Below are 22,464 nucleotides of genomic sequence, written 5' to 3' on the forward strand. Positions count from 1 at the left end.
GACCATCTCACCTACTTCGGCAGCAGCGCCTTCAGCTTGTCCATGTCGCGCACGTTCATCTTGAAGCCGCCTGGCATGACGATGTCGCCGGGCTTCTGGTCCGGCTTGCAGGCTCCTAACCACTTCGCTTGCAGCGTCATGGTGGTATCGCGCCCCGCAGCGCCGGCGACGCCGCCTTGCGCATGCGAGGAGGTCTTCACCGTGTAGGCCGAATTGAAGTCGCCCGTGATCTCGGCATGCGAGATCGTGCTGACGCCGGCGACGCTGCACTCGGAATCGCTGACATAGCCGCTCGCGGTCTTCTTGATCTCCTGCTTGGCGCAGACCTGCTTGGCCATCGGCGAGACGTTGTTGCTCATCTCCTTGTCGACGGTCTCGTCGGTGCAGTGCTGCATGGTCATCTCGGGCACGGGCGAGCCGCTCGTGACCAGCTTCATTTCCCAGAGGCCGGCCTTGCGCTGGGGCAGATCGTCGGCAGATGCACTGCCAGCCGACACCACAAGGCAAAGGGCCGAGCCGAGCAAAGCGAGTTTGCGCGCCATGTGGGAAGCTCCCGGCTGACAGATTGCGACGTTACGACGACGCCTCAGTAGAGCGTGCGGATCGGCTGGTCGGCGGCGCCATAGGGCACCCAGCGGCAGGAGAACGAGATGTAACCGCCCTCGTAGGCCTGCACGCCGAGGAATTTGACGACCTTGCCGTAGCGCGCGCAATGATCGACCGCGACCTGCCGCGCATCGACCTGGCTTGCCATCGAATAGGCGATGATACCGCCGGTGTCGTTGCCCTTGAACGGAGGCACCGGAAGGATATCGGCGCGCGCCGGCTGGCTCGCCATCATACCCAGGGCAAGAAGGCCCGCGGCCGTAATGATTCGCATTCCCGTCACTCCAATTGGTTCGCGCCAGTTTACGGTGCCGGGACCGAAGTGAAAAGAACCGAGGCCGGCCGGCCGCGCCGTTCTGGTCAACTCCTGGCGAAGTGTTGCCGCGCTGCACTTGACCTCTTCCGGCCTTCGCGGCACCGTTCGAGCTTCGCAAGACCCAGCAGTCCGGATTGCCCATGCGCACCCCCTCCTTCAAATCGCTCCGCTTCGCCGCCGTGCTCGGCCTCATGTTCGGGGCGCTGTCGCTCAGCGAGGCCCGGGCCGCCAATCCGCTGGAGCTGAACTTCTGGCTGAGCGGGCCGCGCTATGACGGCGCCGTCACCGATTGCGACAAGGCGCTGCCGACGATCGCCACGCAGTTCTGGGAAAAGGAAAGCTCGTTCTGGAATTCCTCCTTGAAGATCACGGGCTTCGCGGCCGTTCGCGAGATCGCGTTCCGGCCCTGGCAGTCCGATAACATCCCGCGCCGCTATTGCACCGGCGAGGCCATGCTCACTGACGGCAAGGTGCGCAAGGTGCATTTCTCGATCATCGAGGATGGCGGCTTTGCGGGCTACGGCAATGGCGTCGAATGGTGCGTGGTCGGGCTCGACCGCAACTGGGCCTACAACCCGGCCTGCCGCGCCGCGAGGCCCTGATTCGAAAAGCCTGATTCGGCCCGATCAAGCGGTCGAACGGTCGGCGCTCGAAATTTGTTCTTGAAATGTTCTCATCGCCTGCTAGGCTCGCTTGCACAGTCTAGTTGAGGGGCGTCGCCATGTTTCATGCCAGATTGCGTTCGTTTTCCCGTCTTGTGATCTCACTCGCGCTCGCCGCCGGGCTGGCCTCGCTCGCCGGCGGCGCGAAAGCCCAGGACAAGCGGCAGAACGCGCCGGGCGAATTCGATTTCTATGTGCTGTCGCTGTCATGGTCGCCCTCGTTCTGCGAGGAAGCGGCCGAGCGTGGCGGCCGCTCCCAGATGCAATGCAGCGGCCGGCCCTACGCGTTCGTGGTGCACGGGCTGTGGCCGCAATATGAAAACGGCTTTCCGGAATATTGCCAGCGCCCGGCCCCGCGGCTGAACCGCAGCATCGTCTCCTCGATGCTCGACCTGATGCCGGCGCCGGGCCTGATCTTCAACGAGTGGGACAAGCACGGCACCTGCTCGGGTCTGGCCGACCGCAGCTATTTCGAGACGATCCGCAAAGCGCGCGCCGCGATCAAGATCCCGGCCGAATATCTCGATCTCTCGCAGGCCAAGACCGTGGCCCCCGGGGACGTCGAAGAGGCCTTCATCAAAGCCAATCCGGGCCTCAGCAGTGCCGCCATCTCGGTCACCTGCAACCGCACGCGATTGTCCGAAGTCCGCATCTGCCTCAGCAAGGACCTGCAATTCCGCGCCTGCGAGGAGATCGAACGCCGCGCCTGCCGCCGCGACCAGGTGACGATGCCGCCGATCAGGGGTGGCTAGAGTTCGTCATTCGGGGGCGCGCGGAAGCGCGAACTATGATGCGCAATTGCGCATCTGAGAATCCATCTCGCCACAAACGCTGCTGCAGAGGGATTCCGGGTTCGGTGCTGCGCACCGCCCCGGAATGACGGGAGTTACTTTCATCGCGGGATGTCGTAACTCTCCGCCATGAATTACCGCCACGCCTTCCACGCCGGCAACTTCGCCGATGTCATCAAGCACATCGTGCTGGCGCGCATCATCACCTATCTGCAGGACAAGCCGGGGGCGTTCCGCGTCATCGACACCCACGCCGGGGCCGGCCTCTACGATCTCGAAAGCGACGAGGCGCGGCGCGGCGGCGAGTGGCTGACCGGCATCGCGCGACTGATGCAGGCACGCCTGTCGAACGAGACCGTCGCGCTGACCAAACCCTATCTCGACATCGTCCGCGCCTTCAATCCGAGGGGCGAGCTCAAGGCCTATCCAGGCTCGCCGCTGATCGCGCGCGGTCTGTTGCGGCCGCAGGACCGCCTCGTCGCTTGCGAGCTCGAGCCGAAGGCGCGCAAGGCGCTGATCGACGTGCTGCGCCGCGACGAGCAGGCTCGCGTGGTGGATCTCGACGGCTGGGTGGCGCTGCCGGCCTTCGTGCCGCCGAAAGAACGGCGCGGTCTCGTGCTGATCGATCCGCCGTTCGAGGCCAAGGACGAGTTCGAGCGGCTGGGCGAAGCCTTCTCGGCAGCCTTCGCGAAATGGCCGACCGGTATCTATGTAATCTGGTATCCGGCCAAGAACCGCCGCGCCACCGACACGCTGGCGCAATCAGTGGCGCGGCTCGCAGCCGCAGCAAAACCACCGGGCAAATGCCTGCGCCTCGAATTCAGCGCCGCACCGCAAGCCGATGGCGGGCCCCTCACCTCGACCGGGCTTTTGATCGTCAATCCGCCCTACACGCTGCAAGGCGAGCTCAAGACCATCCTGCCCGAGCTGGAAATGCCGCTCGGCCAGGGCGGAGCTGCCAGATTCCGATTAGAGGTGCCAAGGCCGTAACACTCCGCCATTCTTGGGAAAAATATGCAGTAGCGGTAGTCAATCCGCAAAGAACCGTATTATGCTGTTTCCGTGACTGGCTTTACGTTCCGCTTCCGCGAATGGTTGCGGCGGAGTGAAGGCCTAAGAAAGATCCTGCCGGGCCGACGAGGTCCGACCAAGGACGGCCAGCTCTCCCGGGCTTCGTAACGCCCGGTCATGTCGTGACGCGCGTCTGCGTCGCGACGGAGGAGCAATGAGGGGGAGTTTCCCGATGGCCATGACGGGAACAGTTAAGTTCTTCAACGGAGAGCGCGGCTACGGCTTCATCAAGCCTGATGACGGCGGTCGCGATGTCTTCGTACATATTACGGCTGTAGAGCGTGCGGGACTGAAAGATCTTGCCGAAGGACAGCGCATTACTTTCGAAGTCGAACCGGACAAGAAGGGGAAGGGACCCAAGGCAGTCAACCTGGTGATCCTCTCCTAGCGGGCTTGCCCGCGAAACGCCTGACGCGAAAGCACCTGACGCAAAAAAATCCCGGCCGCGAACGGCCGGGAGGCTATGGTCCGGTATTTTCTTGTTCAGCTATCAGAAGCGATAGTTCACGCCTGCGCGCACGACGCTGGCGCTGTAGCCGTTCGACACGCCGGTGATTGCGAACTGGCTCGTCGACAGATCGATGTAGAGATATTCGAGCTTGGCACTCCAGTTCGGCGTGAGGCCGACTTCCGCGCCGGCACCGATGGTCCAGCCGGCGGTGGTGTGCGACTCCGTCCAGCCGAAGGTCTGCGCGCGCAGCTCGCCGAAGGCAAGGCCCGCGGTGCCGTAGAACAGCACGTTGCTCAAGGCATAGCCGGCGCGGCCGCGCAGCGTGCCGAACCACGGATTGGAGAACTTCCACGGCGCGAAGGTATCGTCGGCGCCGGCAGCCTGGATGTCGCCCTCGACGCCGAACACCCACGCACCGTTCTGGAAATTGTAGCCGGCCTGGACGCCGCCGACGAAGCCGGACGGCTTTGCGGGGTTGTTGTCGACCGAGCCCCATTCGTAGCCGATGTTGCCGCCGAGATACGGACCGGCCCAGCTATACGCATTGAGCGGCTGGTTGACGGTATAGGGCGCGCGCCCTCCATAATTCATATCGGCGGCCCCTGCCGAAGCCGTCCAGCCGGCAGCAACCAACGCGGCTGCGCCCACAACGAGCCTCTTCATCACTCAACTCCAACGCAACTGCCGCAACCGGTGCGAAGCGTGGCGGCGCCGCGCGCGAGGCAAAACCGCATGGTTACGGAACCAAGAACTTTTCGCGCAGGATTTATCGAGAGTTTTAAGTTAAAGGGCTGTTAAGCCGGGTTACCGCGCTGTTAACAGGCTTAAGCAAGCGTTACCGGGAACTGCGCCGCCATCCTGTGTGTGCGGCATGGCCGGAACTTCAAATCGGCACCCCCAGCGCCTAAATTCGCCCCATGGTTCACGATTCCACCGACAATCCGGACGACCGCGCGCGCAAATCGCCGCACACCGCAGCGAATGACGCGCCGCCCGGGGGGCTGGCATCGCCGGACGTCGATCCCGCCACCGCAGGCGGCGACGAGGAGGACGATGCGCTGCTGCCTGACATCCTCGAGGAGAGCGGCGCGGTCGGCGAAGAGCCGCTGGCGACCGGCCACGAGGCGATCGAGCGCGCGGTCCGCCTCGCCCCGACCTCGCCCGGCGTCTACCGCATGCTCGATGCCAACGCCGACGTGCTCTATGTCGGCAAGGCCAAGAACGTCAAAAAGCGCCTGTCCAACTACGCGCGCCAGAGCGCGCCGCAGCCGGCGCGCATCCTGCGCATGATCGCGGCCACCGTGACGGTGGAGATCGTCTCGACCAGCACCGAGACGGAGGCGCTGCTGCTGGAAGCCAACCTGATCAAGCAGCTGCGGCCGCGCTTCAACGTGCAGCTGCGCGACGACAAGTCGTTTCCCTATATCCTGATAACCGGCGACCATTGGGCGCCGCAGATCCTGAAGCATCGCGGCGCCCAGACCCGGCCCGGGCGCTACTTCGGCCCGTTCGCCTCCGCCGGCGCGGTCAACCGCACCATCACAGCGTTGCAGCGGGCGTTCCTGATCCGCTCCTGCACCGATTCCTTCTTCGAGAGCCGCACCCGGCCCTGCCTGCTCTATCAGATCCGCCGCTGCGCCGGTCCCTGCACCCGCGAGATCGACTTCGGCGGCTACACGACGCTGGTGCGCGAGGCCAGCGATTTCCTCTCCGGCAAGAGCCACGCGGTGAAGCAGGAGCTTGCTGGCGAGATGGAGAAGGCTTCAAGCGAGCTCGAGTTCGAGCGCGCCGCGCTCTACCGCGATCGCCTCGCCGCGCTCTCGGCGATCCAGTCGCAGCAGGGCATCAATCCGCGCACGGTGGAGGAAGCCGACGTGTTCGCCGTCCACCAGGAAGGCGGTTTCTTCTGCGTCGAAGTGTTCTTCTTCCGCACCGGCCAGAACTGGGGCAATCGCGCCTATTTCCCCCGCGCGGAGAAGACCTTTACGCCGGAGGAAGTGCTCGGCTCGTTCCTCGCCCAGTTCTACGACGACAAGCCGCCGCCGAGGGTCATCCTGCTCTCGCATGAGATCGAGGAGAGCGAGCTGCTCGCCAACGCGCTCGCGACCAAGGCCGGTCACAAGGTCGAGGTCACCGCGCCCAAGCGCGGCGAGAAGAAGGAGCTCGTCACCCACGCGCTGACCAATGCGCGCGAGGCGCTCGGCCGCAAGCTCGCGGACACCGCGACCCAGAGCCGCCTGCTCGACGCCATGGCCGCGACGCTCAGCCTGCCGCATGCGCCCAAGCGCATCGAGGTCTACGACAACAGCCACATCCAGGGCACCAACGCTGTCGGCGCCATGATCGTCGCCGGCCCCAACGGCTTCGTGAAGAACCAGTACCGCAAGTTCAACATCAAGTCGGAAGGGATCACGCCGGGCGACGACTTCGCCATGATGCGCGAGGTCCTGGAGCGCCGCTTCAAGCGCCTGATCAATCCGCCCGAGGAGGGCGCCAAGGTCAAGGACGACGACTTCCCGCAATGGCCCGACCTCGTGATCATCGACGGCGGCCGCGGCCAGCTCAACGCGGTGCGCGAAATCTTTGCCAATCTCGGCCTGACCCAGGTATCGCTGATGTCGGTCGCCAAGGGGCCGGACCGGGATGCCGGGCGCGAAACCCTGTTCATGCCGGATCGCGAAGCGATCAAGCTGGAGCCGCGCGATCCCGTGCTCTATTTCATCCAGCGCCTGCGCGACGAGGCCCACCGCTTCGTCATCGGCTCGCACCGCAAGCTGCGCAAGAAGGACATCCGCGAGGCCGGCTTGCAGGAGATTCCGGGGATCGGCCCGTCACGCAAACGTGCCTTGCTGCACCATTTCGGAACCCTGAAGGAGATCGAACGGGCCTCGATCGCCGACCTTGGCAAGGTTCCAGGGGTGAGCGCCGAAAGCGCCCGCAGGATTTTCGAGTATTTCCATCCCCAGCCGGGGTGAAATAAAGGGGAGCCATGGTCATAAGGGCGTCGCGTCCCGCATCCCATTTGTGAGCGGGACGGTTGACCTTCAGCCTTGAGCGGTATTGGTAGGACGGATGAACATCGCCACGACACGAGGGACGACCAGCCGCGCGATGTCCCTCCCCAACATCCTGACCTATGGCCGGATCGCTGCGATCCCGGTCGTGGTCGGATGCATCTATGCGCAGTCGATTCTGGATCAGCCGCTCTGGCTGCGCTGGCTCGCGGTCGCCATCTTCATCGCCGCAGGGGTGACCGATTACCTCGACGGCTATTACGCGCGGATCTGGAATCAGCAATCGGCGTTCGGCCGGATGCTCGACCCGATCGCCGACAAGCTGCTGGTCGCGTCCTGCCTGCTGATGCTGGCTGCCGACGGCATCATCCACGGCTGGTCGCTGTGGGCCGCCATCGTGATCCTGTGCCGCGAGATCCTGGTCTCGGGCCTGCGCGAATACCTCGCCGCGCTCCGCGTCAGCGTGCCCGTGACCAAGCTTGCGAAGTGGAAGACCACGGTCCAGCTCGTCGCGATCGGCTTCCTGCTCGCGGGACCTGCCGGTGACGAGGTGGTGCCCGTCGTCACGATGATCGGCCTTGCGCTGCTGTGGGCCTCGGCGATCCTGACCATCTATACCGGCTACGACTATTTCCGCGCCGGCATCCATCACCTCATCAAGGAGGATGAGGGATGAAAGTGAAGTATTTTGCCTGGGTGCGCGAGCGCGTCGGCAAGGCGGAGGAGACCATCGAGCCGCCGGCGACCGTGCGCACCGTGGACGAGTTGATCGCCTGGCTCTCCGGCCGGAGCGAGGCTTACGCGTATGCGTTCGAGAAGCCGAAGGTGATCCGCGCCGCGATCGACCATGCCCACGTCAAGTCGGACGCCGCGATCGAGGGCGCCCGCGAGATCGCGTTCTTCCCGCCGATGACCGGCGGCTAGGCTCATGAGCTGCCCCGTCACCATCCGCATCCAGGAAGACGATTTCGACATCGCGCGCGAGATCGCGGTCCTGACCGAGAGCCGCACCGACATCGGCGCGGTGGTGAGCTTCTCCGGCATCTGCCGCGCCGACGACGACAGCGCCAAGGTCGCCGCGCTCACGCTCGAGCATTATCCCGGCATGGCCGAGGAAGAGATCAGGCGCCATGCCGACGAGGCCGTTTCGCGCTGGCCGCTCAACGGCCTCACGGTGATCCACCGCGTCGGGCGCTTCATGCCGGGCCAGAACATCGTGCTGGTGCTCACCGCCTCGCAGCATCGCCAGGCCGCATTCCAGGCGGCCGAGTTCCTGATGGATTACCTCAAGACCAGCGCCCCGTTCTGGAAGAAGGAAGAGAGCGCCACCGGCACCGGCTGGGTCGAGGCCCACGCCCGTGACGACGAGGCCGCGGCACGCTGGACCAAATCCTGATGGCAAAATTTGCGAAAAAGAGCACGCGCAGCCGCGCCGCGCCGAAGCTTGCCAAAGTGGGACCCGCCGAGCTTCTCACACTGCTCGACTTCGTCCGCTACGGGGTCAGCCGCTTTGCCGAGGCGAAGCTCGCCTTTGCCCACGGCACGACCGACCCGGTCGCGGAAGCCGTCTTCCTGGTCTGTGAGGCGCTGCATCTCACTCCCGACCAGTTTGAGGGCTTTGCCCACGCGCGTGTCACCGTCGCGGAAGGCAAGACCCTTCTCGATCTCATCCATCGGCGTGTCACGACGCGCAAACCGGCCGCCTATCTCGTCAACAAGATCTACATGCGCGGTCTGCCCTTCTACGTCGACGAGCGCGTCATCGTTCCGCGCTCCTTCATCGGCGAGCTCCTGGATTCGCATTTCGGCGACGAGGGCGGACCCGGCTCGCTGATCGACGATCCCACCGCCGTCGAGCGCGTGCTCGATCTCTGCACGGGATCCGGATGTCTTGCGATCCTCGCTGCGCATCAGTTCCCGAACGCTGAGGTCGATGCCGTCGACATCTCCAAGGGCGCAATCGAGGTCGCCGCGCGCAATGTCGCGGACTACGGACTCGAGGACCGGATCACGCTCTATCGCGGCGACCTGTTCGCTCCACTCGGCGATGCACGATATGACCTGATCATTACCAACCCGCCTTACGTCGATGCCGAAGGCATGGCGGCATTGCCGCCGGAGTGCCGGGCCGAGCCGAAGCTCGCCTTCGACGGCGGTGCCGATGGTCTCGACGTGGTGCGGAAGATCCTGCGCGATGCGCCCGATCATCTCGCGCCCGGCGGCGGCTTGATCTGCGAGATCGGCCGCGGCCGCGAACTGGTCGACGAGGCCTTTCCGGAACTGCCGCTGCTCTGGCTGGACACCGAGGACTCCGAGGGCGAGGTGTTCTGGATTTCGGCCGCCGATCTCGGTTGATCCGTCAGGGCCGCCCCTTCGACGGAACAAGTCAAATTCGGCCACGTTCATCCCCCGATGCATTGTCTCGCTCTCGGAGGATGTCCCCATGCTTGCGCCATCGGGCGAATTGCTGCGCGCAGGCGTGGCGCTCAAGCTCAATCACGTCAAACGCGCTGCTCAATCCTATCTGCGTGACCAGACCAGCCAGGCCACCGGCAAGGTGACGTCCTACGCGGTGGCCGGCGGGCTGTTCGCGGTCGCAGGCCTGTTCGTTGTCGCAGCATTCCTCGTGGGGCTGATCGCCCTGTACCGCTGGGTCGCGATCCACTACGGCCAATTCTGGGGCTTTGGCGCGGTCGGCGCAGTGCTGCTGATCCTGGCTGGCGTCTGTGCCGGGGTGGCGGTGGCACAGATGAGGCGCAAAGCCAAGCCGATCGTGCCGCTCGCGAGCCGTCTGCGCGTGGCGGTCGCAACGCCGCGGATCCCGCGCGGAACAGTCAAGCAGGCGGTGAAGGAGGTCGCGACGACGATTCCATTGGCGCCGCTCGCGCCGGGCGAACGCGGCCGTGGCAACCGGAGCTCGCCGGTTCGTACCAACCGTCCCGTGCAGCTTGGCCTGATGCTCGCGGCGGTCGGGCTGCTGGGCGTCACGGCGGCGCGGAGGCGGCGCCACGGGCAGCGGTTGGAGACCTGACATGCTGATGCGGCGCTCCGAGCCAATCGACAGCTGGCTGCTGATGGCGGCCACCGCCGTCTTCGTGCTCACGGCGGAGCGCTACTTCCAGGACTCCGGCCTGATCCGGCCAGGACCTCCGCCAGACCACCGCAAGCAAGAGGCGAATTCACCGGAAACCCACCCGGCGCGCGCGGCTGTGCAGCCCCACCGCGGACGTCATGCGAAGAGCCCGTTCACGATTCCCTGGGCGGGTTGGAAGGATATTTTCTGGCGTACCTATCAGCGCATCGACGAGGATCGCCTGCTCGCGACAGCGGGCGGCGTCGTGTTCTTCGGGCTGCTCGCGATCTTCCCGGCCGTAACCGCACTGGTCTCCTGTTACGGTCTGTTCGCCGATCCCTCGACGATCAGCGCCAATCTGCAGACTCTCGCGACCATGCTGCCAGAGGGTTCATTCCAGATCGTCGAGGAGCAGGTCTCGCGCGTGGTGTCTCATGGCAATACGACGCTTGGGGCCACCTTCCTGTTCGGCCTTCTGCTGGCGATCTGGAGCGCCAACGCCGGCGTGAAAGCCATCATCGACGCCCTCAACGTCGCCTATGAAGAGCGCGAGAAGCGCAGCTTCATCAAGCTCAACATGGTGTCCCTGGCCTTCACCGTGGGCGGCATCGTGGCGCTGCTGCTGATGGTGGGGGCCGTCGTCGCCTTCCCGCTCGCGCTCAACCATCTCGGCATGGCGCCCGAAAGCAAGCTGATCGTGGCGCTGGCACGGTGGCCGCTGCTGTTCGTCATCCTGCTGGTGGCACTCGCGATCCTCTACCGCTTCGGGCCCAGCCGCGATGCGCCGCGCTGGGAATGGCTGAGCGTCGGCGCGGTGACGGCCGCCATTCTCTGGATCGCCGGCTCGTCGCTGCTGTCCTGGTATCTCTCGTCCTTCGCCAACTACAACGCGACCTACGGCTCGCTTGGAGCTGCGATCGGCCTGATGATGTGGATGTGGATGTCGGCGATCGTCATCATGTTCGGGGCCGAACTGAACTCGGAGATCGAGCGGCAGACGCTGCGCGACACGACCGCCGGCCAGCCCAAGCCGCTCGGCAGCCGCGAAGCCGTCTCGGCCGACACGGTCGGCGCCGCCGCGCCATCTTGAGCGGCAGCGGTCAGGCGGGCCGGCCTGACCGCATCTCGCGCATCAGCGCCTGGTGATCACGGCTTCCAGATATTCGCTGTGCACGACGATCGTGCCGTCGTCGGCATGGTTGAACTCGCCGAGCAGCGCCAGGAGATCGCGCTTCAGCGCGGCCTGGCCGGTTTCGTCGAGCGCGGCAAACGCTTTCAGCGTGGGTCCGTAGAAGGTTTTGAATATTTCGAGCCAATGCTCCGGCGAGCGATAGCGGAACACGAACATGCGCGGCTCGGCCGCGATCTCGGAAGCCTGACTGCCGAACATCTCCTCAAGCCGTGCCCGTGTGCCCCACAGGGCGGGCGACTTCACGCCGGCCGGCGGCGGCAGATGCTTGCCGATGGTCTTGAACAGCTGGCCGATGAAACCTTGCGGGGTCCAGTTGGCGAGGCCGATCTTGCCGCTGGGCTTGCAGACCCGCGCAAGCTCGGAAGCCGCCCTGTCCTGATCCGGCGTGAACATCACGCCAAAGGTGGAGAGCACGACATCGTAACTGGCGTCGGCAAACGGCAGCGCTTCGGCATCCGCCTCGCGGAATTCGATCATGAGTTGTTCGGCCGCTGCGCGCTCGCGTCCGCGCTTGAGCAGCGCCGGGACGTAATCGGTGGACGTGACGTCACACCAGCGCCGCGCCGCGGCCAGCGTCGCGTTGCCGTTGCCGGCGGCAACGTCCAGCACCTTGCTGCCAGCGCGTATGTCGAGTGCCTCACAGAGCTGCTCGCCGACGATCTGCAAGGTGGTGCCGACGACGGCATAGTCGCCCGACGACCACGCGCCGTGCTGGCGCTGCTTGACGGCGGCAAGATCGGGCTGGGTTGTGGCGGGCTTGAGCGCGGCGGATGTCGACATGGCAATCTCCTGCGGTTGAAAACGCCGGGACGATAGGGCGCATGCGGCTCGCTGGCCTTGAGGGCGGCGTTATTTTACGCTGAGAGCACCTTGATTTTCCTAGCGGAAGCCGAGGGGGAATTGTGACGTTTCAGTTCGAGGACTTCCTGCTCGACCCCGACCGCCGTGAATTGCGGCACGCGGAGACGCTCGTCGCGCTCGAACCGCAAGTGTTCGATCTCCTGACCTACCTCGTCCGCAACCGCGATCGCGTGGTGACGCGGGACAATCTGCTCGATGCGATCTGGAACGGCCGCGTCATCTCCGAATCGACACTGACCAGCCGGATCAACGCAGCGCGCCGCGCGGTCGGGGACAATGGCGAGGAGCAGCGGCTGATCCGCACCGTTGCGCGCAAGGGCGTGCGGTTCGTCGGCGCGGTGGCCGAGCTCGCCGGCGCCGCCAGACCAGCCGTGACAGACGCGCCGCCGGCGCCGGCACCGACGGGCCTGCCGCTGCCCGATCGCCCCGCGATCGCGGTGCTGCCCTTCACCAATATGAGCGGCGAGGCCGGGCAGGACTATTTCTCCGACGGCATCAGCGAGGACATCATCACCGCGCTCTCGAAGCTGCGCTGGTTCTTCGTCATCGCGCGCAACTCCTCCTTCATCTACAAGGGCCGCACGGTTCATTTGCGGCAGGTCGCCGAAGAGCTCGGCGTGCGCTACGTCGTCGAGGGCAGCGTCCGCAAGGATGGCGAGCGCGTCCGTATCACCGCGCAGCTCAACGACGTCGCCACCGGCAGCCACCTCTGGGCCGAACGCTACGACCGCGAGCTCGCCGACGTCTTCGCCGTCCAGGACGAGATCACCGAGGCGATCGTCGCCGCGATCGAGCCGCAGCTCTATGCCGCCGAGAATTTTCGGGCCCAGCGCAAGCCGCCCGACAGCATGGACGCCTGGGATCTGGTGATGCGCGCGCTCTCGCACTACTGGCGTGTGACGCGGCAGGATCACGTCGTGGCCCAGGCCCTGCTCGAAAAGGCCATCGCGTTCGACCCCACCTACGGCAAGGCGCTCGGCCTGCTCGGCACCAGCTACATGTTCACCGCGCACATGGGCTGGATGGACATGGCCATCGCGCTACCCGCCGCCGAGCGCGCAGCGCGTGCCGCGATCCGTGCCGACGACGAGGACGCCTGGGCGCACAACGCGCTCGGCCACGTCCATCTGTTCGCGCGACGGTTCGAGGACTCGCTGGCCGAGTTCGAGACGGCGCTGCGGCTCAATCCGAACTTCGCGCTGGCGCAGGGCTATCATGGCCTGGCGCTCGGCTATTGCGGCCGCTGGCAGGACGCCGACGAGGCGGCCCGGCGGGCGATCCGCCTCAGCCCGCGCGATCCCTATGCCCCGGTCTATTTCGGCATCGCCGCCTATGCACGTTTCCTCGGCGGCGACGACGAGGAGGCCATCCGCCTGGCGCAGGAGGCCTTGCGCCAGCGCAGCGACTTCGTCGGCGCGCACCGGGTGCTGACCGCGGCCGCCGGCATGGCCGGGCGTCGCGAGATCGCCGCAGCGGCCTTGAGGGAACTGCGCCGGGCCCAGCCGAACGTCTCGCTCGCCTGGATCGCCGAGTTCATGCCGATCAAGCTCGCCAGTGATCGCGAGCGCTACCTCGAAGGCTTTCGCCGGGCTGGCCTCACTTGAAGTCCGAACTGGTCGCTATCCCCCCGAATCAACAATGATGTTAAGCTCCTGCGGCTTGGGGGAGCATGAGGCGTGACGCGGTCGCACGCTGGCCGTGTTTTCCAGGGTGAGGCTGTCAGCTCTTGAGGCGTAACGCGCGGCATGATTCGCATTTCGACGATCTTCATCGCCATCTGCATGGTTCTGGTCGCGGCTTCGCTCGGCCTTGTGCTCTACGCGGTCGCCGGCATCAGCGGCACCGAATCGGCCATCGTGGCACTGACCGCGCTGACGTTCCTGATCCTCTACAACGCAGTGTCGATGCGCCTGCGCGACCGCAGCGACGTCGGTGGCCAGATCGCCGATCTCTCCCGCGGCACCGCCGACCTCGCCCGCCAGGTGGCCGAGTTCGGCCGCCGGCTGGCGGCCATGGAGGGGCGCATGGCCTCGTCCAACTCGACCAATTCCGACCGCATCCAGTCCGTGGTCGGCGAGATCAACGAGCTCGGCGGGCTGGTCAGGCAGCTCGCCACCACGGTGTCGGCTCATGAGGACCTGCTGGCCGGTGCCGCGCCGGCCCCCTCCTCCGGTCCGGTTGCGAGGCCGGAGCCTGAGGCGCCGATGGATTTGATCGCGGCGGTCGATGAGCGCCCGATGGCGCCGCCGCCACTTCCCGCAGCGCCGCGGCCTGCCATGCAGTCGCGGCCCGCGCCGCCGGTCCAGACCCAGACCGCCAATCCGGCCCACACCAACGGACGCAACCAGACCCAATTGCTGGCGACGCTGCGCAATGCGATCGACGAGAACCGCATCGACATCTTCCTGCAGCCGATGGTGACGCTGCCGCAGCGCAAGGTGCGGTTCTACGAAGCCGTGACGCGGGTGCGCGACGAGCGCGACCAGCTGATCGCCGCCGAGGACTTCATCAGCATCGCCGAGGCCTCGGGGCTGATCGGGCGCATCGACAACGCGGTGATGCTGCGCTGTGTGCAGGTGCTGCGGCGCCTGATGGTGCGCAACAAGGATGTCGGCGTGTTCTGCAACGTCGCGGCCTCCACGCTCGGCAATTCCACCACTTTCGCGCAATGCCTCGACTTCCTCGAAGCCAACCGCGCGCTGGCGCCGTCGCTGGTGCTGGAGTTCAAGCAGTCGACCTTCCGCAATCTCGGTCCGGCCGAGACCGAGAATCTCGCCGCGCTCGCCCAGCGCGGCTTCCGCTTCTCGATCGACCATGTCACCGATCTCCGGATCGAGCCGCGCGAACTCGCCGACCGCGGCGTGCGCTTCATCAAGGTACCGGCCACGCTGCTGCTCGACCCCAGGCAGGCCTCGACCTCCGACATCCACCCGTCCGACCTCTCGGATCTGCTCGGCCGTTTCGGCATCGACCTGATCGCCGAGCGGATCGAGGGCGAGCGCGCCGTGATCGATCTGCTCGATTACGACGTGCGGTTCGGCCAGGGGTTCCTGTTCGCGCCGCCCCGGCCATTGCGGCCGGAGGGGGCATCTGCTACCGGCGGGGCCGCGCCGAACCAGGCGCAGGACACTCAGGGACCCAATGCTTCCGGCAAACAAAGCTCAGGCGCGACGTCTTCGGCGCCTCCGCCCCAGCGTATCACCGGCAACGCGGCGCTCGCGCGCCGCATCTGATCGACCGCACGCATCATGACCACGCTGCATTTCGCTGAAAGCCTGCGCGAGCTCGTGGGCGGCGTCGACGTCGTGCTCAGCGACATCTGGGGTGTCGTTCACAACGGCCTCGAATCCTTCCCCGAGGCCTGCGAGGCGCTGCACACCTATCGCAGCCGGGGCGGTACGGTGATCCTGATCACCAACGCGCCGCGCCCGGCCGACTCGGTGCAGCGGCAATTGCGCAAGCTCGGCGTCCCCGACGAAACCTATGACGCGATCGTGTCATCGGGCGATCTGACCCGGCTCTATGTCGCCGAGCATCCCGGCCGCAAGATGTTCTGGCTCGGCCCCGAGCGTGACAGTTCGATCTATCGCGGCCTCGACGCGAAAACCGCTCCGCTGGAAGAGGCCGACTACATCGTGTGCACCGGCCTCTATGACGACGAGACCGAGACCGCCGAAGACTATCGAGGCATGATGCTGAAGGCGCGCGAGCGCAAGCTGACGCTGGTTTGCGCCAACCCCGACATCGTGGTGGAGCGCGGCGACCGGCTGATCTATTGCGCCGGCGCCGTCGCGGAGCTTTACCGCGAGCTCGGCGGCGAGGTGATCTTCTACGGCAAGCCGCACCGCCCGATCTACGAGCGCGCCATGCGGCTAGCCGGCGAGCGCCAGGGCCACATGATCGACCGCAGACGCGTGCTGGCGATCGGCGATTCCGTCCGCACCGACTTAACCGGCGCGCGCGAATTCGGCATTGACTGCCTGTTCGTCACCCGCGGCATCCATGCCGAGGAATTCGAAGGCCTCGACCAGCTCGATCCGGCCTCGGTGATGGAATTGTTCGGCCACCCGCCGAAGGCGCTGATGCGCGAATTGAAGTGGTGATGACCTAACGGGGCACGCGAAGCGCGAACTACGGGGCGCACTTGCGTTCCATGGTTCGGTGCTGACGGACCGCCCCGGAATGACGGACCCGACGTAGAAGGCCCGGGACGCGGCCCGGGCCTTGCGAGTTCAGCCGAAAACTCTGGCGCGCTTACGCGCTCGCCATGTCCGGGAAGACCGCTTCGATCTTGGTCTTCAGCGTCGCCGCGTTGAACGGCTTGACGATGTAATTGTTCACGCCGGCCTTTTTGGCCGCGATCACGTTCTCGGTCTTCGACTCCGCCGTGATCATGATGAAGGGCGTGGTGGCGAGGTTCGGATCCGCGCGCACTTCGCGCAGCAGGTCGTAGCCCGTCATCGGCTCCATGTTCCAGTCGGAGATCACGAGCCCGTACTTCTTGCCGCGCATCTTGTTCAGTGCCGCCGAACCGTCGCTGGCATCATCGATATTCTCAAAGCCAAGCTGCTTCAGCAGATTCCTGATGATTCGGATCATGGTGCTGTAGTCATCAACCACCAGAACCGACATCGACAAATCAACCGCCATCTCGACTCCCCCAACGCAAACCCAGGAATATTACGATCGGACCTGCCAGGCCGGAGGCCGGTCCAGTTCCACGTTTCAAGGACTAGCACCAAGGCGTTAAACAGCGCGTTAACTGGGGGCGCCCCCGCAGAATTGAAACCCTGTTGAATCCGGCCCGCCTCCCCCGCTTGACTTCATCGGGCGGGTCGCGCCACGGTCCCGGCCGGTCCCGCCGGCTCGAGAATTCCCCTGATGGCCCCGCAATTTACCGTTATTCGCGACACCACGCCGGATTCTGCCATTCCCCGCGGCGCCGTGGTCGCCATGGGCAATTTCGACGGGGTTCATCTCGGCCACCGGGCCGTCATCGCGGCCGCCCTGGAAATGGGCCGCGCGCATGGCCGCCCAGCGCTGGCATTGACCTTCGAGCCGCACCCGCGCCGGTTTTTCAGCCCCAATACCCCGCAATTCCGCCTGACGGACGAGCGGGCCAAGCTGCGGCTTCTGGCCGGCACCGGGCTTGCCGGTGCCGTGGTCATGACCTTTGACAAGGCAAGGGCCGGTACCAGCGCGCAAGACTTCATTCACCACGACCTGATCGGACGTCTCGGCGTCAGCGGCATCGTGGTCGGCTATGACTTCCATTTCGGCAAGGGGCGCGTCGGCTCGCCGGGCCTCCTGGTCAACGAGGCACCCCGGCTCGGCATCGAGGTCGACGTGCAGCCGCATGTCGATATCGACGAGCGGCCGGTGTCCTCCAGCGCGATCCGGATCGCGCTGGCCGAAGGCCTCCTCGAGGAGGCCACGACCATGCTGGGCGCGCCCTGGTTCATCACCGGCGAGGTCATCCACGGCGAGAAGCGCGGCCGCGACCTCGGCTACCCCACCGCCAATATCCGGCTCGACGCCAATTGCGGCCTCAAGCACGGCATCTATGCGGTTCGGGTCGGCTGCGGCACCGAGCGGCTCGACGGGGTGGCCAGCTTCGGCCGCCGCCCGACCTTTGATAATGGCGCGCCGCTGCTCGAAATCTTCCTGTTCGACTTCAAGGGCGACCTCTATGGGCAGGCGCTCGACTGCGCCTTCATCGGCTTCATCCGCGAGGAGCTGAAATTCGACAGTCTGGAGGCCCTGATCCGGCGGATGGACGACGATTCGGCCCGTGCCCGCACTATCCTGGCCGCCGCCCCGGACGCATTTCCACGGCTTGGCGCGATCGACTGAGGCCGAAACGGGCCTGCCGGACCTTTGCGCTTCCTCGGCCCGGCTGCTATGGAGAGCCCATGTTTGCGCGGCGCATCATAGGGATTAGCGGCCCGGCTTCCGCCTGAGCTTTTGGCTCGGCGCAAGACCGGGATTTGGTCGTTTCACCCCCGCGATTCCATGTCGCCATCCGTTCCCGCGCCCTTCCGAGCCAGTCAGCCTCATGTCCGAAAAGCCGCAAAAGTCCCAAAAGTCTGAAGCCAACGACTATTCCAAAACCCTGTTCCTGCCGCAGACCGAATTCCCGATGCGTGCCGGCCTGCCGCAGCGCGAGCCGGAGATTCTCAAGTACTGGAACGACATCGGCCTCTACGACAAGCTGCGCAAGGAAGCCGAGGGCCGCGCCAAGTTCGTGCTGCATGACGGCCCGCCCTACGCCAACGGCAACATCCATATCGGGCACGCGCTGAACAAGATCCTCAAGGACGTCGTGACCAAGAGCCAGCAGATGCTCGGGTTCGACTCCAACTACGTGCCGGGCTGGGATTGCCACGGCCTGCCGATCGAATGGAAGATCGAGGAGGAGAACTACCGCAAGAAGGGCAAGCAGAAGCCCGATTTCCGCGACTCCACCGCGATGGTGGCATTCCGGAAGGAATGCCGCGCCTATGCGACGCACTGGATCAACGTGCAGCGCGAGGAGTTCAAGCGGCTCGGCATCATCGGCGACTGGGATCATCCCTACCAGACGATGAGCTATCCGGCCGAAGCGCAGATCGCACGCGAGTTGATGAAATTCGCCGCCAACGGCACGCTGTATCGCGGCTCCAAGCCGGTGATGTGGAGCGTGGTCGAGAAGACCGCGCTGGCCGAGGCCGAGGTCGAGTACGAGGACTACACCTCCGACATGGTCTGGGTGAAATTCCCGGTGACCTCGCCGGCCCATGGCGTGCTTGCTTCCGCCAGCGTCGTGATCTGGACCACCACGCCCTGGACGCTGCCGGGCAACCGCGCCATCTCGTTCTCGCCGAAAATCGCCTACGGCCTCTTCAAGGTGACGGATGCGCCCGTGGACAATTGGGCCAAGACGGGCGATCTCCTGATCCTGGCCGATACGCTGGCTGCGGACGTGTTCAAGCAGGCCCGCGTCACGGCTTACGAGAAGGTGCGCGACATTCCCGGCGACACGCTGGATGCCGTCGAATGCGCCCATCCCTTGCGTGGCCTCGGTGGCGGTTACGAGTTCATCGTGCCGCTGCTCGCCGGCGAGCATGTCACCGACGACACCGGCACCGGCTTCGTGCACACCGCGCCGAGCCACGGCCGCGAGGACTTCGACGTCTGGATGGCCAACACCCGCGAGCTCGATGCGCGAGGCATCCCGACCGCGATTCCCTACACCGTCGACGAGAACGGCGCCTACACCGCCCAGGCTCCCGGTTTCACCGGCAAGCGCGTGCTCAACGACAAGGGCGAGAAGGGCGATGCCAACGAGGCCGTGATCCAGGCGCTGATCGAGCGCGGCAAGCTGCTCGCGCGCGGCCGCCTCAAGCACCAATATCCGCATTCGTGGCGCTCGAAGAAGCCGGTGATCTTCCGCAACACGCCGCAATGGTTCATCGCGATGGACAAGGACATCAGCGAGGACGGCCACGCGAAGAAGGGCGACACGCTGCGCGCCCGCGCGCTGCGTGCGATCTCGGTGACGCAATGGGTGCCGCCGTCGGGCGAGAACCGCATCAACGGCATGATCGCGAACCGTCCGGACTGGGTGATCTCGCGCCAGCGCGCCTGGGGCGTGCCGATCGCCGTGTTCGTGCGCGAGATGGCCGATGGCTCGGCCGAGATCCTGCAGGATGAGATCGTCAACCAGCGCATCACCGAAGCCTTCATGGAGGAAGGCGCGGATGCCTGGTACATGGACGGCGCCCGCGAGCGCTTCCTGGGCTCGCGTTCAGGCGAGGACTGGAAGAAGGTCGACGACATCTGCGACGTCTGGTTCGATTCCGGCTCCACCCACGCCTTCGTGCTCGAGGATCGTCAGAACTTCCCGCAGCTCGGCAACATCGTCCGCAAGGTCGACGGCGGCAACGATACCGTGATGTATCTGGAAGGCAGCGACCAGCATCGCGGCTGGTTTCATTCCTCGCTGCTGGAAAGCGCCGGCACGCGCGGCCGCGCGCCCTACGACATCGTGCTCACCCACGGCTTCACGCTCGACGAGAACGGCCGCAAGATGTCGAAGTCGATCGGCAACACCGTCGAGCCGCAGAAGGTGATCAAGGATTCGGGCGCGGACATCCTCCGCCTCTGGGTCTGTGCCACCGACTATGCCGACGACCAGCGCATCGGCCCGGAGATCCTGAAGAACACCATCGAGACCTATCGCAAGCTGCGCAACACGGTCCGCTGGATGCTCGGAACGCTGCATCACTTCAAGGCGAGCGAGAAGGTCGCTCACGCCGAGATGCCGGAGCTCGAACGGCTGATGCTGCACGAGCTTGCAAAGCGGGCAGCGATCATTCGCGCGGCCTACACCACCTTCGACTACAAGACCGTCGTCGCCACGCTCTCCGCTTTCCTGAACAGCGAGCTGTCGGCCTTCTACTTCGACATCCGCAAGGACACGCTGTATTGCGATCCGCCGTCCTCGCCGGCGCGCAGGGCGGCGCTGACGACGATCGACCTGCTGTGCGAATCCGTCCTGAAGTGGCTCGCTCCGATTCTGAGCTTTACCGCCGAGGAGGCCTGGCGGATGTACAGGCCGCAGGCCGAAGCGTCGGTCCATCTCACGATGTTCCCCGGTGCAATGGATGAGTTCCTCGACGACAGGCTGGCCGCGAAATGGGAGATCATCCGCGACGTTCGCCGCGTCGTCACCGGCGCGCTCGAGCTCGAACGCGCCGCCAAGAACATCGGCTCCTCGCTCGAGGCTTCGCCTGTGATCTATGTCGCCGACCGGAACGTGCTGATGACGTTGTTCGACACCGACCTCGCCGAAATCTGCATCACCTCGAACTACGAGCTGCGTGAGGGCGAGGCGCCGGCTTCGGCGTTCCGTCTCGATGCGGTGCCCGGCGTTACCGTCGTGGTGGAGAAGGCGGTCGGCACCAAATGCGCGCGCTCCTGGAAGATCTCGCCGACGGTCGGCGAAGACCCTGAATATCCAGACGTCACCCCGCGCGATGCGAAGGCGCTGCGCGAATGGAAGGCGCTGGGGGTGAGCATCTGATGCCGGCATGACCCCCCTCCGCGCCGGCATCATCTCGGCCGTGGTCACGGTCATCCTCGACCAGGCCTCAAAGCTCTGGCTGCTAAACGGATTCGACCTCGCCCGGCGCGGCGTGGTGAGGGTGACGCCGTTCTTCGACCTCGTGCTGGCCTGGAACATCGGCATCAGCTTCGGCTGGCTCCAGAACGACGGCCAGGCGGCGCAGATCGCGCTGATGGCGGTCAAGGCCATCGCCGTGGTCGCGCTGGCGATCTGGATGGCTCGGTCGCACACCCTGCTCGCCACGGTCGCGCTCGGCCTGATCATCGGGGGCGCCATCGGCAACGGCATCGACCGTCTGGCCTATGGCGCGGTGGTCGATTTCGCCCTGTTTCACATCGATATCGGCGGAAATACCTATAATTGGTACGTGTTCAACCTCGCGGACGTGGCCATCGTTGCTGGGGTGGCAGCGCTATTGTATGATTCCTTCCTGGGGGTACCCGCCGCAAAAGCGCCCTGATCCCGGCCGATACGACCGGCAGGTGGAACCTTGCTTTTGCGAGGGTTTAAGCCGCGGGGCGAGCGGCAAACTGCCACAATTTGGAACAGGTACAGCGATGCGCAGCTCGAAGACCAGCGGTTCGATCGTTCGAGATCCCCGGTCGGGGTTCTGGCAGGCATTGAGATTATCCGCCGTCGCGCTCGGCATCGGTCTCGTCATGTCGGCGGGGGCGGCCCGCGCCGGTGATGACGGCGACGATGAAGACGACATGACCTTCGAAGAGAAGCTCATCGACAATCTGATGTCCGGCATCGGCGCCAAGAGCATGGAGAAGAAGGGTATCGAGTACCGCGAGCGCTCCCCGCTGGTGGTACCGCCCAAGCTCGACCTGCCGCCGCCTGCCGGAACCGAAGCCAAAAACGTGCCGAACTGGCCGAAGGACCCCGACGAGAAGCGCCGCAAGGAGGCGATCGCCCAGCGGAAAAAGGCTGTCAAGGCCACGGAGAACTGGCAGGCCGCCCAGCCGCTGACGCCCGCCGAGATGAAGGCCGGTCAGGTCGCCGCTCCGGAGCGCACCAGCAACGATCCGATCCAGCCGGGCACCAACGGCAATCCTTCGCTCAGCCCCGCCCAGCTCGGTTACGCCGGCGGTCTGTGGAACATGATGAAGGGCGGCAACGGCTCCGAAGAAAAGAAGTTCACCAGCGAGCCGCCGCGCCAGTCGCTCGTCGAGCCGCCGCCCGGCTACCAGACGCCGTCACCGAACTACGCCTACGGCGCCGGTCCGGACAAGTCGCGGCGGACCTATTTCGACATCATGTCGGGCAAGGACAAGGAACAATAGCGTTCCTCGTCCACCGCGACATTCTGGCAGAGCGC

The 22,464-nt window shown here is 65.4% G+C and carries 23 protein-coding genes; 18 read left to right on the forward strand and 5 right to left on the reverse strand.

Annotation, left to right across the window (positions count from 1 at the left end):
- Positions 1 to 11: 11 nt before the first annotated feature.
- The gene (locus ACNJYB_RS34800; protein WP_439371122.1) at positions 12 to 542 is read right to left on the reverse strand and encodes a DUF3617 domain-containing protein; all 531 of its coding nucleotides are present in this window, start codon (positions 540 to 542) and stop codon (positions 12 to 14) included.
- 44 nt (positions 543 to 586) lie between these two features.
- On the reverse strand, positions 587 to 880 hold the full coding sequence (locus ACNJYB_RS34805; RefSeq protein WP_439371124.1) for a hypothetical protein: 294 nt from the start codon (positions 878 to 880) through the stop codon (positions 587 to 589).
- Positions 881 to 1,062: 182 nt separating this feature from the next.
- Here ACNJYB_RS34805 and ACNJYB_RS34810 point away from each other — a divergent pair, with 182 nt between their 5' ends.
- The 4 genes from ACNJYB_RS34810 to ACNJYB_RS34825 all read left to right on the forward strand — a co-directional run bounded on the left by ACNJYB_RS34810 (position 1,063) and on the right by ACNJYB_RS34825 (position 3,834).
- The gene (locus tag ACNJYB_RS34810; protein WP_439371125.1) at positions 1,063 to 1,524 is read left to right on the forward strand and encodes a hypothetical protein; all 462 of its coding nucleotides are present in this window, start codon (positions 1,063 to 1,065) and stop codon (positions 1,522 to 1,524) included.
- Positions 1,525 to 1,643: 119 nt separating this feature from the next.
- Positions 1,644 to 2,336, forward strand: coding sequence for a ribonuclease T2 family protein (locus ACNJYB_RS34815; protein ID WP_439371126.1), 693 nt, complete (start codon positions 1,644 to 1,646; stop codon positions 2,334 to 2,336).
- Positions 2,337 to 2,504: 168 nt separating this feature from the next.
- The gene (locus tag ACNJYB_RS34820; protein WP_439371127.1) at positions 2,505 to 3,365 is read left to right on the forward strand and encodes a 23S rRNA (adenine(2030)-N(6))-methyltransferase RlmJ; all 861 of its coding nucleotides are present in this window, start codon (positions 2,505 to 2,507) and stop codon (positions 3,363 to 3,365) included.
- A gap of 253 nt (positions 3,366 to 3,618) precedes the next feature.
- Entirely contained in the window at positions 3,619 to 3,834 is a 216-nt protein-coding gene (locus tag ACNJYB_RS34825; protein ID WP_008544396.1) for a cold-shock protein, read from the forward strand.
- A 102-nt stretch (positions 3,835 to 3,936) separates the two neighbouring features.
- Here ACNJYB_RS34825 and ACNJYB_RS34830 read toward each other — a convergent pair whose 3' ends face one another.
- Positions 3,937 to 4,560, reverse strand: coding sequence for an outer membrane protein (locus ACNJYB_RS34830; RefSeq protein WP_439371128.1), 624 nt, complete (start codon positions 4,558 to 4,560; stop codon positions 3,937 to 3,939).
- Between the two features lie 254 nt (positions 4,561 to 4,814).
- Here ACNJYB_RS34830 and uvrC point away from each other — a divergent pair, with 254 nt between their 5' ends.
- From uvrC to ACNJYB_RS34865, 7 genes are all read left to right on the forward strand, one after another.
- A complete protein-coding gene (gene uvrC / locus ACNJYB_RS34835; RefSeq protein ID WP_439371130.1) occupies positions 4,815 to 6,872 on the forward strand; it encodes an excinuclease ABC subunit UvrC in 2,058 nt (685 codons plus the stop codon).
- 97 nt (positions 6,873 to 6,969) lie between these two features.
- A complete protein-coding gene (gene pgsA / locus ACNJYB_RS34840) occupies positions 6,970 to 7,587 on the forward strand; it encodes a CDP-diacylglycerol--glycerol-3-phosphate 3-phosphatidyltransferase (RefSeq protein ID WP_439371132.1) in 618 nt (205 codons plus the stop codon).
- A complete protein-coding gene (moaD, locus tag ACNJYB_RS34845) occupies positions 7,584 to 7,835 on the forward strand; it encodes a molybdopterin converting factor subunit 1 (RefSeq protein ID WP_439371134.1) in 252 nt (83 codons plus the stop codon). The genes pgsA and moaD overlap by 4 nt, the downstream gene beginning before the upstream one ends.
- Positions 7,836 to 7,839: 4 nt before the next feature.
- The gene (locus tag ACNJYB_RS34850; RefSeq protein WP_439371135.1) at positions 7,840 to 8,307 is read left to right on the forward strand and encodes a molybdenum cofactor biosynthesis protein MoaE; all 468 of its coding nucleotides are present in this window, start codon (positions 7,840 to 7,842) and stop codon (positions 8,305 to 8,307) included.
- Positions 8,307 to 9,266, forward strand: coding sequence for a 50S ribosomal protein L3 N(5)-glutamine methyltransferase (gene prmB, locus ACNJYB_RS34855; RefSeq protein ID WP_439371136.1), 960 nt, complete (start codon positions 8,307 to 8,309; stop codon positions 9,264 to 9,266). Before ACNJYB_RS34850 ends, prmB begins: the two co-directional genes overlap by 1 nt.
- An 88-nt stretch (positions 9,267 to 9,354) precedes the next feature.
- Complete coding sequence (locus ACNJYB_RS34860; protein WP_439371137.1) at positions 9,355 to 9,942, forward strand: phage holin family protein; 588 nt, start codon at positions 9,355 to 9,357, stop codon at positions 9,940 to 9,942.
- 1 nt (position 9,943) lies between these two features.
- Positions 9,944 to 11,074, forward strand: coding sequence for a YihY/virulence factor BrkB family protein (locus ACNJYB_RS34865; RefSeq protein ID WP_439371138.1), 1,131 nt, complete (start codon positions 9,944 to 9,946; stop codon positions 11,072 to 11,074).
- Between the two features lie 42 nt (positions 11,075 to 11,116).
- Here ACNJYB_RS34865 and ACNJYB_RS34870 read toward each other — a convergent pair whose 3' ends face one another.
- The gene (locus ACNJYB_RS34870; RefSeq protein WP_439371140.1) at positions 11,117 to 11,956 is read right to left on the reverse strand and encodes a class I SAM-dependent methyltransferase; all 840 of its coding nucleotides are present in this window, start codon (positions 11,954 to 11,956) and stop codon (positions 11,117 to 11,119) included.
- Between the two features lie 122 nt (positions 11,957 to 12,078).
- Between ACNJYB_RS34870 and ACNJYB_RS34875 the strand changes: the two genes are divergently transcribed.
- The 3 genes from ACNJYB_RS34875 (at position 12,079) to ACNJYB_RS34885 (ending at position 16,140) form a co-directional block, all read left to right on the forward strand.
- On the forward strand, positions 12,079 to 13,641 hold the full coding sequence (locus ACNJYB_RS34875; RefSeq protein WP_439371141.1) for a winged helix-turn-helix domain-containing protein: 1,563 nt from the start codon (positions 12,079 to 12,081) through the stop codon (positions 13,639 to 13,641).
- Positions 13,642 to 13,782: 141 nt separating this feature from the next.
- Positions 13,783 to 15,270 carry an EAL domain-containing protein gene (locus tag ACNJYB_RS34880; protein ID WP_439371143.1) on the forward strand — a complete coding sequence of 496 codons (1,488 nt, stop codon included), beginning with the start codon at positions 13,783 to 13,785 and terminating at the stop codon, positions 15,268 to 15,270.
- Positions 15,271 to 15,285: 15 nt separating this feature from the next.
- The gene (locus ACNJYB_RS34885) at positions 15,286 to 16,140 is read left to right on the forward strand and encodes a TIGR01459 family HAD-type hydrolase (protein WP_439371144.1); all 855 of its coding nucleotides are present in this window, start codon (positions 15,286 to 15,288) and stop codon (positions 16,138 to 16,140) included.
- A gap of 151 nt (positions 16,141 to 16,291) precedes the next feature.
- On the opposite strand, the gene ACNJYB_RS34890 is transcribed toward ACNJYB_RS34885, so the two are convergent.
- On the reverse strand, positions 16,292 to 16,687 hold the full coding sequence (locus tag ACNJYB_RS34890; RefSeq protein ID WP_007596883.1) for a response regulator: 396 nt from the start codon (positions 16,685 to 16,687) through the stop codon (positions 16,292 to 16,294).
- A gap of 231 nt (positions 16,688 to 16,918) precedes the next feature.
- On the opposite strand from ACNJYB_RS34890, the gene ACNJYB_RS34895 reads away from it, so the two are divergent.
- The 4 genes from ACNJYB_RS34895 (at position 16,919) to ACNJYB_RS34910 (ending at position 22,429) form a co-directional block, all read left to right on the forward strand.
- The gene (locus ACNJYB_RS34895; protein ID WP_439371146.1) at positions 16,919 to 17,890 is read left to right on the forward strand and encodes a bifunctional riboflavin kinase/FAD synthetase; all 972 of its coding nucleotides are present in this window, start codon (positions 16,919 to 16,921) and stop codon (positions 17,888 to 17,890) included.
- Between the two features lie 202 nt (positions 17,891 to 18,092).
- On the forward strand, positions 18,093 to 21,101 hold the full coding sequence (ileS, locus tag ACNJYB_RS34900) for an isoleucine--tRNA ligase (protein ID WP_439371148.1): 3,009 nt from the start codon (positions 18,093 to 18,095) through the stop codon (positions 21,099 to 21,101).
- A 7-nt stretch (positions 21,102 to 21,108) separates the two neighbouring features.
- Entirely contained in the window at positions 21,109 to 21,603 is a 495-nt protein-coding gene (lspA, locus tag ACNJYB_RS34905; protein ID WP_439371149.1) for a signal peptidase II, read from the forward strand.
- 97 nt (positions 21,604 to 21,700) lie between these two features.
- Positions 21,701 to 22,429, forward strand: a complete 729-nt coding sequence (locus tag ACNJYB_RS34910; protein ID WP_439375716.1) for a hypothetical protein — start codon at positions 21,701 to 21,703, stop codon at positions 22,427 to 22,429.
- The last annotated feature ends 35 nt before the right edge of the window (positions 22,430 to 22,464 follow it).

This window comes from Bradyrhizobium sp. SMVTL-02, assembly GCF_051853005.1.
Lineage (GTDB): Bacteria > Pseudomonadota > Alphaproteobacteria > Rhizobiales > Xanthobacteraceae > Bradyrhizobium.